Here is a 10814-nt window from a genome sequence, read left to right on the forward strand (position 1 = left end):
AGCCTGACAGGCTTTGACGATTGAAGCAGGATCAGGTACATGTTCCATCATTTCCATACAGGTCACGACATCATATTGACCTGCCTGTTCTTGTGCCAGTTGCTCAACTGGAATCTGACGGTATTCAATATTTTCAACATTGTCCTGCTGTGCATGCAAACGTGCAACAGCCAGTGGCGCTTCGCCCATATCAATGCCGAGTACATCCGCCCCACGACGCGCCATACTTTCTGCCAGAATTCCGCCACCACAGCCAACATCGAGTACTTTCTTGCCAGCCAGACCGCCAACACGTTCATCTACCCAGTTTAAGCGTAAAGGGTTGATTTGATGCAACGGGCGGAATTCAGAATGTTGATCCCACCATTTGGCAGCCAATGCTTCAAATTTTGCGATTTCTTGCGGGTCAACATTCAATTGCGACATAGTGTCACCTCTATATAAGGATGATTATTTAGGTTTAATCTGTTGGTAGTGTAGCGATTCTGGCAAAAAAAGCGATAAATCCAATAAAAAACTTCACAGAAGCAAAACGAATTGCTCGTGTTTGTTTTATATTAAGCATATAAACTTACGAAAAATGCTTAGAGGAAAAGCAAAGTCAATGAAAAAGTTAGTATTAAGTGGTTTGAGTGTAGCTGCATTGGCATTTTCAATGAATGCGATGGCAGCAGATTTTGTGGCTGGTAAAGACTATACCGTTATTGCAAATCCAGGCAAAACGGTTGCACCAGCAGGCCAGCTCGAAGTGCGTGAGTTCTTCTGGTACGGTTGCCCGCACTGCTTTAAGCTTGAACCACATATGCAAGCATGGTTGAAGCAGATTCCAAAAGACGTTTATTTCCTTCGTACACCAGCAGCAATGAATAAAGTATGGGAACAAGGTGCCCGTGGTTATTACGTTTCTGAAGCATTAGGTGTGCGTAAAAAGACCCATATTCCACTTTTCCATGCGATTCATGAAGGTGGTCAGCAAATCTTTGATCAGGCTTCTCAAGCAAAATTCTTTGCGCGTTACGGCGTACCTGAGCAAAAATTTAACAGCATGTTTAACTCTTTCCCAATCACTGCAAAAATTGCAGAGTCAAATAAACTGGCGCAGCAATACCAGTTGACGGGTGTTCCTGCTGTGGTTGTGAATGGTAAATATGTGGTTCAGGGTGAAGATGGTAAAGTCACTCAAGTGGTGAATTACTTGTTAGAAAAAGAGCGTAAAGCGAAATAATTGATGCAATTTCAAATAAAAAGGACTGCCGTGACAGTCCTTTTTTTTATTTAGTCTTGATCCAGTTGAAAGTCTTTTAAATCAATCTGAACTTTCTGTGTCGGAAGTGATAAGGCCTGATTGACATACAGGTTAATTAACTTTTCACGTGAACCAATCGAGCGCTGGTAATAGCTTGAATTCAACAATAATGCTGCGCCGTAGGTCAGGGACCAGATATAAGAAAGATAATCACGAATCGACATATCATAATTCTGTGATTTTAAATATTTTTCAGTCATGTCTTTTAACGACACGATACGTTGTTGACGGATCGAGTAAAGCTCATCAAAAAGATGCTTTAACTTTGATTCAGTCATGGTCAGATGTTCTTCTAACTGATGCAGCAGAATGGTACGGCTTGGTGAGGTGAGATGATAGAGCATGTAACGTGGCGCATACTCTTTGACATCTGTATTGTATCTATCTGAAATTTTTAAGATTTCTTTTTCATTCTGGATAATCAGTTCCAGCAATAATTCATTTTTGCTACGGAAATGTTTATATAAAGTGCCTTTGGCAATATCCAGTTCAGCAACCAGTTCATCTAAGGTCATTTCTTGGTTGTTTTCTAATAACAGCTTTTCTGCAACCTGCAAGATTTTTTCTTTACGAATTAAGAACTGAGTATGACGATCTGGATTCATGATGCTTATAAGCTCCTCATAGTGTTCCACACTGCATTTGCATTAGTGTCCAATGCATCATAACGCGAAGCAATGCTTTTATATATCAAACTTTGGTTTGGATATGGTCAAGCGTTTTCTGGTTCCCAGTTGGAAATCCCGCTGAATAATAAGCGCACTTGGGTCGCTGCATTATCAATAAACAGGTTTTGTTGTTCGAGTAAATGATCAATCGTGAACTGTTTTGGCAAATTGATCCAAGTCATGGCCCACGTAAATGACATATTAATCAAAATCGTAGAAAGGACCTGTAAATGCTTGGCTTCCTTGATGTGTTTGAAGGTTTCGAGCTTGCACAGATCAATGGCTAGATCTTCGATCAGAAACTCAATTTCCCGTGCAATCGCAATGCGGACGGTTTCAGATCCACCCCAGCGTTCCGCAATCATAAATTGCCATTGCTGCGGGCTGTGATTAACCGCCTGTACGAATAACTCAATGCTGGTGCGGGTTTTGGCCGAACCACTGTGTAACAGGTAGCTTTGCCCCAATTGATGAATCAGGCTTTTTAAATGCAAAGAGACCTGATCGACCAGCTCTTGTCCGAGCGCATCCATGTCTTGAAAATGACGATAAAATGCCGTTGGTACCAAACCAACTTCACGTGCAACTTCACGCAAGCTAATGCTACTAAATGAACGTCCTGCGGTACTCAGGTGGAGGGCTGCATCCAGTAAAGCCTGTCGACTCTGTTGTTTTCGTTCATCTCTAATCGACATGAATAAGATCCATTAAAACCATACCAAAGAGTCTAGCAAAAAAAACAGAAACTTTTTAGTCTTCGTACATTGCTAAATACAGATGTTTTTGATCTTTACAGGCGCAACAGATGTGCAAATGATAAGCAGCATCTGAGAGAAGCGTTTTATTTTCTCCGTATTTTGAGTGGCTTATAACAAGTATAAAAAATATTCAAAAAATTAGTGAACAAGTGTTGACTCAGTGAACACAAATAAATATAGTGTACACATGTTCACTACATGAACATTTGTTCACTCAAAATAAATAGCCAGATACAAAACGAGGAACGTATGAACGCAGAGTTAAGTTATCAGCCACATTGGATTCGAGAAGATTTCGTTGATTTTATCTTGCAAAAGATCAAGCCAACCTTCGCCTGGAAACGCATTCTTGCGCAAGTCACTGCTGTGCAGCCGCTGAGCGAAGATATGGTTTCACTCAGCTTAAAGCCAAATCATAATTTTGATATTCGCCAAGTTAAAGCAGGCCAAAGCGTTTTAATTACCCTCATGATTAACGGGGTATATCAACAACGTAGCTATTCCATTATTGAGGTCACGTCACAAGGTGAAATCCGTCTAGGCATTAAAGTTCAAGGTTTAGTGTCTAAAGCAGCACAACAATTGCGTGTTGGAGACAGCTTCGAGATTTCTCAGCCGCAAGGGGATTTCGTCTTACATCAAGGTCAGCAACCTGCATTACTGATTGCTTCAGGTTCTGGTATTACTGCAATTTATTCTTTATTAAAACAAGCATTACAACAGCAGCTTGAACAAGTGCACGTGGTGTATTTTAACCGTGCTGAAGTATTGCATCAGGACATCTTGGCTTTGGCTGAGCAATACCCACAACTGAATTATCATTTCTTTAATACGGCGCAGCAAAAACAGCATTTGGATGCAGCTTTGTTAGAGAAACTCGTCCCTAATTTTAAAGATATTCAAGCCTATGCCTGTGGTCACCACAGCATGATGAAACAGGCGCAACAGATTTATACGCAGCATGGGGTCGTGGAGAACTTTCATCAAGAATTTTTCCAACCCGTACAAGTCGAGCATTCCAATGAAGCTCAACCGATTACGTTTCGTCGTGCGCAACAAAATTTTATTGCAACGACCAATCTCCTGAGCAGTGCAGAGCAAGCGGGTTTACGTCCACAACATGGTTGTCGCATGGGCGTGTGTAACCGCTGTAGCTGTACCAAAGTCAGCGGTGTGACCCAAAATGTCCTCACTGGCGAGATTGATGATCAACCCAACCGTCCAATCAAGTTATGTGTGAGCCAGGCGCTAAGCCCAGTCACGATTGACCTATAAAAACAAAGATATTTGAGGATCAACACAATGAATATGGCATTAGAATTTAAAACTGTATCAAAGTCAGCACATTTAACCCCTGAACAAGTCGAAGAGTTTGGTCGCCGTGTCGAGCAAATTCGACTGGAAGTGATGCAAAATCTGGGTGAGCAGGACTCGAAATATATTTATAAAGTACGTAATTTCGTGCGTTATACCGAAATCGCATCCCGTGGCATGTTGATGTTCGGTGGCTGGATTCCACCCGTATGGTTGCTGGGGACAGCCATGCTGGGTGTGTCTAAAATCGTCGAGAATATGGAACTGGGCCATAACGTGATGCATGGTCAGTTTGACTGGTTGAATGATCCAAGTTTACGTGGTGAAGATTACGATTGGGACAATACCTGTTCAGGCAATGACTGGCGCTATACCCATAACTATATGCACCATACTTATACCAATATTGTCGGTAAAGACCATGATGTGGGTTATGGCATTTTACGTGTCACAGAAGACCAGAAATGGGAAGTACGTCATTTGGCCAATATCCCATTGGCACTTCAGCTCATGTTCTTTTTCCAGTGGTATGTGGGTGTACAAAACCTGCATCTGGAAGATGCGTTGGTTTATAAAACCAAAACATGGAAGCAGGTTTGGGCAGATGCGGCTGAGTTCCGTAAAAAAGCCAAACGCCAAGTGTTAAAAGACTATGTGTTCTTCCCGGCGATTGCCACAGTAAACTTTATTCCCGTATTGGCGGGTAATGCAGTCGCAAACATCATGCGTAACTTATGGTCGTCAGCAGTGATTTTTAATGGTCACTTTACTGAAGATGCTGAAACCTTTGAAGCAGACAATACCGAGAACGAAACCAAGGCACAGTGGTACCTTCGTCAGATTCGTGGTTCAAGCAACTTCACAGGTGGGAAATGGATGCATTTTATGAGTGGTAATTTGAGCCATCAGATTGAGCATCATTTATTCCCTGATATGCCTGCCAATCGTTATGAACAGGTTGCACCACAAATTAGAGCATTATGTGCCGAATATGGAGTGAACTATAACGAAGCCAACTTCATGAAGCAGTTCTGGACGGTGTGGGTGCGTTTGGCTAAATGTTCATTGCCGAATGATTTATCCGCACAACTGGCACAAGGCTGGAGCAATCTGAAAGCGAAGTTTAGATTTGCTTAATTGGGTGAATTGTAACGAATAAGTAAAACTGAAAGCACGTGTAATTGAGCTATACTATGGCGCAATGATATTTGAGCCATAGTTTTAAGGAATCGTTATGCGTATTGACCAAAGAGCATTAGACCAATTACGTGAGGTAAAAATTACCCGTAACTATACCCGTTACGCAGAAGGCTCAGTTTTGGTTGAGTTTGGTCATACTAAAGTGTTGTGTACTGCGAGTATTGATAACTCGGTACCACGCTTCCTGAAAGGTCAGGGTCAAGGTTGGGTAACAGCTGAATATGGCATGTTGCCACGCTCAACGCATACGCGTAGCGATCGTGAAGCGGCTCGTGGTAAGCAAACGGGTCGTACTCAAGAGATCCAGCGTCTGATTGGCCGTAGCTTACGTGCAATGGTGGATTTGAAGAAGTTGGGCGAGAACACCATTACAATCGACTGTGATGTGATTCAGGCAGATGGCGGTACCCGTACTGCGGCGATTACGGGTGCAGCAGTGGCTTTGGTTGACGCAATGAATGTATTGCTCAGCAACAAAAAGATTAAACAGGATCCATTAAAGAGTTTAGTGGCAGCAATTTCGGTGGGTATGTATAAAGACGAAGTACTCCTCGATCTATGCTACGAAGAAGATTCAAATTGCCAAACAGATTTGAATGTGGTGATGACACAAGCGGGTGAATTTATTGAAATTCAGGGAACGGCAGAAGACAAACCGTTTACCCGTCAACAGTGCAATGCCATGTTAGAGCTTGCAGAAAAAGGAATCGCGGAATTGATTCAAAAGCAACAGCAGGCACTCGGTTGGTAAGTTCCAGTTGATAGTGCGGGCGGTCTGGTGTGTTTAGACCGCCTTTTTTTTATCTTGTTTTTCTGTCATCAAACTGCGATCAAATCATCATCTAAATGTCATTTATATTGTATTGACTATCTGCACTGATATTTTAACGGATAGTAAAATGCGAAATTTCTTTTTAGCGTTACTGAGTAGTAGCTGCTTTTTACTCAGTGCCTGTAATGATAGTGATCAAGGCGATAACAATAATTCCACGCCAAATCCACAGCCGCCCACCACAAGCTGCAAAATTCACTGCGCGCCCTAACGAATAACAATAAGGAAGTTAATAAGATGAATCGTCGTGACTTTGTATTAAATTCAACCAAAGCGTTGTTTGGTACGGCTGCATTGACCAGTTTTCCAATGAGTATTCAAAAAGCACTTGCGATTGATGCCAAGGTAGAAACAGGCACCATCAAAGACGTTAAGCACGTGGTGATTTTGACTCAGGAAAACCGTTCTTTTGATAATTACTTTGGTACCCTGAAAGGTGTACGTGGTTTTGGTGACCGTTTCACGATTCCACTGAGCCAAGGCCGTAAAGTCTGGGAACAATACGACGCCAATAAGAATAAAGTCTATCCCTATCATCTGGACAGCAGCCGCGGCAATGCACAGCGTGTCAGTGGCACACCACATTCATGGACTGACGGGCAATACGCGTGGGATCATGGTCGCATGGGCAATTGGGTGCAATACAAGCAACCGCAATCTATGGGTTATTACAAACAACAGGAAGTTGAATTCCAGTTTGCCTTAGCCAATGCTTTTACGTTGTGCGATGCCTATCATTGTGCGATGCATACTGGCACCAACTCCAACCGTATGTTTATCTGGACGGGAACCAATGGCCCAACAGGGGCGAATGTTGCCAGTGTGGTTAATGATCTGGACTCGATTGGAACATCTCTCACAGGTTATGACTGGACCACTTATCCTGAGCGCTTACAGGAAGCGGGCGTGAGCTGGAAAGTTTATCAAAACATGCCAGACAACTTTACCGATAACCCATTGGCAGGATTTAAAAAGTACCGCCGTGCCAACGAATTATCAGGCAAGCCAGTCAATAACAGTACGATTTGCCCAGCTTATGATCCAGCCATTGATGCCAGACAACCTTTGTATAAAGGCATTGCCAATACCATGCCAGATGGTGGTTTTCTCGGTTCATTTAAAGAAGATATTGCCAAAGGGCAGCTACCACAGGTGAGCTGGCTGGTGGCGCCTGCAACTTATAGCGAACATCCTGGGCCTTCAAGCCCTGTGCAAGGTGCATGGTATATTCAGGAAGTGTTGAATGCGCTGACTGAGCGCCCAGAATTGTGGAGCCAGACAGTTTTCCTGATTAACTTTGATGAAAATGATGGTTTCTTTGACCATGTACCTTCACCAAGTGCGCCTTCGATGGATATTTCAGGTGAAGTCTATGGTAAATCGACATTAAGCAAGGAACAGATGTCTTATGAGTATGCGACGCATGCCAAAGCATCCAATGGACAACCGAATTTTACCGATCCGAAAGTGAGTAATGGGGTTGGGGTCTATGGGCCAGGGATTCGTGTGCCAATGTATATCATTTCGCCGTGGAGTCGCGGTGGCTGGGTCAATTCACAAGTGTTTGATCATTCTTCAGTGATTCGCTTCCTAGAACAATGTTTTGGTGTACAGGAACCAAATATCAGCCCATATCGACGTGCGGTATGTGGTGATTTAATGTCAGCCTTTAACTTTAAGACCCCGAATTTACTGCCAATGCCAGATTTGGCGGGGAAGAAGAGCAAAGCTGAAGCAGATGCCATCCGTAAAGCACAGGAGCGTTTGGGGCAGGTGAGCCGTCCAGAAAGTCAGACCTATCCTGTGCAGGACATGGGTATTCGTCCATCTCGTGCCTTACCTTATATTCTGCACACTAGTGCTAAAGTGGACGTTGCAGCGAAAACTGTCAAACTGATGTTCTCGAATACCGGTACGCATGCAGCCGTGTTCCATGTCTACGATAAATTGAATCTGGATGCTGTGCCGCGCCGTTATATGGTTGAGGCAGGCAAGCAACTGGATGACATCTGGCAGACTCTCGATAATCGCTATGATCTATGGGTATTGGGGCCGAATGGTTTCCACCGTAGTTTTACGGGCAATTTGGCTCAAGCAACACAAATTCAGGCATTGCCAGAGATTCGGGTCTGTATGGAAGAGTGTGATCCAAAGCTGTTCTTAAAAGTACGTAATGATGCAGCACAGGTTGCAAAACTGGTAATCAAGGCCAATGCTTATTTACCGAACAAGCTCTGGCAGATTGAAACAGCGGCAACTGAAAAAGAACTTGGCTGGGACATGAGCGAGTTTGGTGGCTGGTATGATTTCACTGTCACCATTGAAAATGATCCGAGTTATAGCCGTCGTTTTGCTGGACGTATTGAAACCAATGAAGACTCCATCTCTGATCCATATATGGGCTTTATTGAGCTATAAATTGTAGGATTAGATGAGAAAAAGCAGTCTAGGTGGGTACTTAGGCTGCTTTTTTATTTGAAATAATTAACTTTTAAAAAACCAATAGATACAGCTGCAAATAAAAACAGACATAAATTTAGCACTTTCAACAGAATCTCACTGAGTGTTTTCATGCTGTTACATAGCACTCAGATTTGGCTCATGTTCGTTTGATACAGTGAGCAAAAATTGAAAGTAAGATATTTCGGGGTAAGGATGTTACAAGTTTTTCTCGTGTTATTAACCGCAGTAACTTTTGTTTTAATGGCGGCAGATCCACGACCAACTGATTCGACCGAAGCCAAATCAGCGTGGCAAGTTGAAACAACTGAAGTTTCTAAGAAAACAGAACTTTTAGCTTCACAAAAGCATGAGTCTCAAGACAAAGAGACAGATCAGGCTTAAGCGTTAAAACGCATGGATAAATCAACCGCTCTTACATCTTTGGTCAATACACCCATTGAAATATAGTCGACCCCTGTGGTCGCCACTTCACGTAAATTTTCGATGGTAATATTGCCAGATGCTTCTAGCTTGCAGCGACCTGCAACATGTTTAACCGCATCAATCATTTGTTGCTGACTAAAGTTATCCAGCATTACGATATCAGCACCAGCTTCAAGTGCCTGATTTAACTCATCCCAAGTTTCAACCTCAACTTCGACAGGTTTTCCTGGCGCGATTTGGTGTGCTTTGGTGATGGCTTGGGCAATGCCGCCAGCAGCCATAATATGATTTTCTTTGATCAGGAAAGCGTCAAACAAACCTAAGCGGTGATTTTGACCACCACCGATTGCTACGGCATATTTTTGCGCGATACGTAGACCTGGTAAGGTTTTACGGGTATCGAGCAGTTTGGTATGTAAACCATCAAGCTGTTTGACATAGTTAGCAGTTTTAGTCGCAACCGCAGACAAGGTCTGGATAAAGTTTAAAGCTGGACGTTCTACTGTGAGTAAGCTGCGCGCTGAACCAGCAAGTTTTAAAAATGCTTCATTTGCACCAACCACATCGCCTTCTTGCTTTAACCACGTTACTTGTACGCTGTTGTCATAGGCTTGAATCAAGGCATTCACCCACGGTTGACCTGCCAGTACCATCTCTTCACGACTAATAATGGTTGCTGTGGCTTGCTCATCGACTGGTGTAAGCATGGCGGTAATATCGCCGTCCCCAATATCTTCTTGTAATGCTTGTTGGATATTGATTTGAATAGATTGTTCAAGCAAAGATTGAGGAATACTCATACCAGTTCCAGTATATTTTTGACCAAAAAACGTGTGCGTTATATTAGCACCCTACTCATAAAAAATAAGCATTTCATCTCGATTATTCTGGATAAAGCATGGCAGAATGGCATCTATACAGATTAAATTGCTGATTCGAGTCACAATGCAACACGCTAGATTTGCTCAAGTACAAGAGGGTGTATTGGTGGGGGCAGCCCAGATTGCGTCGCCTAATTTCAATACACGTCCTGCTGGAACTGATATTCAACTGATCGTTATTCACAATATCAGTTTGCCGCCTTCCCAGTTTGGTGGGGGCTATATTCAGCAATTTTTTCAGAATCAATTAGATTGGTCGCTACATCCTTATTTCCAGACCATTGAAGGGATGCAGGTCTCGGCACACCTGTTGATTTTGCGGACAGGCGAAGTGATTCAGTTTGTGAATTTTAATGATCGTTCGTGGCATGCAGGACGTTCAAGTTATCTTGCACAGAAAGAATGTAATGATTATTCGATCGGGATCGAGTTGGAGGGCAGTGATGATTTGCCTTTTGAGCCAGCACAGTATCAAGCACTGGTTGAGGTTGTGAAAACTTTACAACAGACCTATCCAAAAATTCAAAATCATATCGCAGGCCATTCTGACATTGCGCCAAAACGTAAAACCGATCCAGGTGAACATTTTGATTGGCAATTATTTCGAAATTTGCTCGCTCAACAGAAGTTAGCCGAAAAAACATCGATAGATTTATAATTTCACAACGAAATCTGTTGGGACTTTCATTACAATAACGCTTTTTAAAAGATAAGCCGTAGGTGAATGCGATGGCATTGTGGCGATCGACTGTAATTGTCAGTGCAATGACAATGTTATCTCGGGTATTGGGGTTGGTACGCGATGTGGTACTACTCAATGTATTTGGTGCGGGTAAGGACTTCGATACCTTTGTTGTTGCCTTTCGTATTCCCAACTATTTTAGGCGCTTATTTGCTGAAGGGGCTTTTTCTCAGGCCTTTATTCCTGTTTTAACCGAATATAAAACCAGCAGTGCCCATGCCGAAGTC

At 42.9% G+C, this 10814-nt stretch carries 12 protein-coding genes; 8 read left to right on the forward strand and 4 right to left on the reverse strand.

What is annotated here, in order from left to right; all coding sequences use genetic code 11:
- A partial coding sequence (ubiG, locus tag A9Z07_RS15940; RefSeq protein WP_069579822.1) for a bifunctional 2-polyprenyl-6-hydroxyphenol methylase/3-demethylubiquinol 3-O-methyltransferase UbiG occupies positions 1-426 on the reverse strand: 426 nt, incomplete at its 3' end.
- Positions 427-604: 178 nt separating this feature from the next.
- On the opposite strand from ubiG, the gene A9Z07_RS15945 reads away from it, so the two are divergent.
- Complete coding sequence (locus A9Z07_RS15945; RefSeq protein WP_004773408.1) at positions 605-1225, forward strand: thiol:disulfide interchange protein DsbA/DsbL; 621 nt, start codon at positions 605-607, stop codon at positions 1223-1225.
- A gap of 50 nt (positions 1226-1275) precedes the next feature.
- On the opposite strand, the gene A9Z07_RS15950 is transcribed toward A9Z07_RS15945, so the two are convergent.
- Together A9Z07_RS15950 and A9Z07_RS15955 are read right to left on the reverse strand one after the other, a co-directional pair.
- Positions 1276-1911 (reverse strand): TetR/AcrR family transcriptional regulator, encoded by a 636-nt coding sequence (locus A9Z07_RS15950; RefSeq protein ID WP_005255839.1) that lies wholly within the window; start codon positions 1909-1911, stop codon positions 1276-1278.
- 107 nt (positions 1912-2018) lie between these two features.
- Positions 2019-2669: a TetR family transcriptional regulator gene (locus A9Z07_RS15955; protein ID WP_004773404.1), complete on the reverse strand. Its 651-nt coding sequence runs from the start codon at positions 2667-2669 to the stop codon at positions 2019-2021.
- Positions 2670-2981: 312 nt separating this feature from the next.
- Between A9Z07_RS15955 and A9Z07_RS15960 the strand changes: the two genes are divergently transcribed.
- The 5 genes from A9Z07_RS15960 to A9Z07_RS15980 all read left to right on the forward strand — a co-directional run bounded on the left by A9Z07_RS15960 (position 2982) and on the right by A9Z07_RS15980 (position 8922).
- A complete protein-coding gene (locus A9Z07_RS15960; RefSeq protein WP_069579823.1) occupies positions 2982-4007 on the forward strand; it encodes a flavin reductase family protein in 1026 nt (341 codons plus the stop codon).
- A gap of 33 nt (positions 4008-4040) precedes the next feature.
- Complete coding sequence (locus A9Z07_RS15965; protein WP_171258995.1) at positions 4041-5183, forward strand: fatty acid desaturase family protein; 1143 nt, start codon at positions 4041-4043, stop codon at positions 5181-5183.
- Between the two features lie 97 nt (positions 5184-5280).
- Complete coding sequence (rph, locus tag A9Z07_RS15970) at positions 5281-5997, forward strand: ribonuclease PH (RefSeq protein ID WP_004773398.1); 717 nt, start codon at positions 5281-5283, stop codon at positions 5995-5997.
- Between the two features lie 318 nt (positions 5998-6315).
- Positions 6316-8496: a phosphocholine-specific phospholipase C gene (locus A9Z07_RS15975; protein ID WP_069579825.1), complete on the forward strand. Its 2181-nt coding sequence runs from the start codon at positions 6316-6318 to the stop codon at positions 8494-8496.
- A gap of 237 nt (positions 8497-8733) precedes the next feature.
- On the forward strand, positions 8734-8922 hold the full coding sequence (locus A9Z07_RS15980) for a hypothetical protein (RefSeq protein WP_004773394.1): 189 nt from the start codon (positions 8734-8736) through the stop codon (positions 8920-8922).
- Here A9Z07_RS15980 and nadC read toward each other — a convergent pair.
- Positions 8919-9764 (reverse strand): carboxylating nicotinate-nucleotide diphosphorylase, encoded by an 846-nt coding sequence (gene nadC / locus A9Z07_RS15985; protein ID WP_069579826.1) that lies wholly within the window; start codon positions 9762-9764, stop codon positions 8919-8921. The genes A9Z07_RS15980 and nadC overlap by 4 nt on opposite strands.
- Positions 9765-9909: 145 nt before the next feature.
- Here nadC and ampD point away from each other — a divergent pair, with 145 nt between their 5' ends.
- Entirely contained in the window at positions 9910-10503 is a 594-nt protein-coding gene (gene ampD, locus A9Z07_RS15990) for a 1,6-anhydro-N-acetylmuramyl-L-alanine amidase AmpD (protein ID WP_005255825.1), read from the forward strand.
- 62 nt (positions 10504-10565) lie between these two features.
- The coding region (locus A9Z07_RS15995; RefSeq protein ID WP_319822842.1) for a lipid II flippase MurJ at positions 10566-10814 on the forward strand (249 nt) is incomplete at its 3' end.

This window comes from Acinetobacter sp. YK3 (genome assembly GCF_001729365.1).
GTDB classification, from domain to species: Bacteria; Pseudomonadota; Gammaproteobacteria; order Pseudomonadales; family Moraxellaceae; genus Acinetobacter; species Acinetobacter vivianii.

Bases quoted from the DNA above. Each gene is read 5' to 3' on its own strand.
- A9Z07_RS15945 (WP_004773408.1), top strand. From the start codon at position 605: ATGAAAAAGTTAGTATTAAGTGGTTTGAGTGTAGCTGCATTGGCATTT.
- A9Z07_RS15950 (WP_005255839.1), bottom strand. From the start codon at position 1,911: ATGAATCCAGATCGTCATACTCAGTTCTTAATTCGTAAAGAAAAAATC.
- A9Z07_RS15955 (WP_004773404.1), bottom strand. From the start codon at position 2,669: ATGTCGATTAGAGATGAACGAAAACAACAGAGTCGACAGGCTTTACTG.
- A9Z07_RS15960 (WP_069579823.1), top strand. From the start codon at position 2,982: ATGAACGCAGAGTTAAGTTATCAGCCACATTGGATTCGAGAAGATTTC.
- A9Z07_RS15965 (WP_171258995.1), top strand. From the start codon at position 4,041: ATGGCATTAGAATTTAAAACTGTATCAAAGTCAGCACATTTAACCCCT.
- rph (WP_004773398.1), top strand. From the start codon at position 5,281: ATGCGTATTGACCAAAGAGCATTAGACCAATTACGTGAGGTAAAAATT.
- A9Z07_RS15975 (WP_069579825.1), top strand. From the start codon at position 6,316: ATGAATCGTCGTGACTTTGTATTAAATTCAACCAAAGCGTTGTTTGGT.
- A9Z07_RS15980 (WP_004773394.1), top strand. From the start codon at position 8,734: ATGTTACAAGTTTTTCTCGTGTTATTAACCGCAGTAACTTTTGTTTTA.
- nadC (WP_069579826.1), bottom strand. From the start codon at position 9,764: ATGAGTATTCCTCAATCTTTGCTTGAACAATCTATTCAAATCAATATC.
- ampD (WP_005255825.1), top strand. From the start codon at position 9,910: ATGCAACACGCTAGATTTGCTCAAGTACAAGAGGGTGTATTGGTGGGG.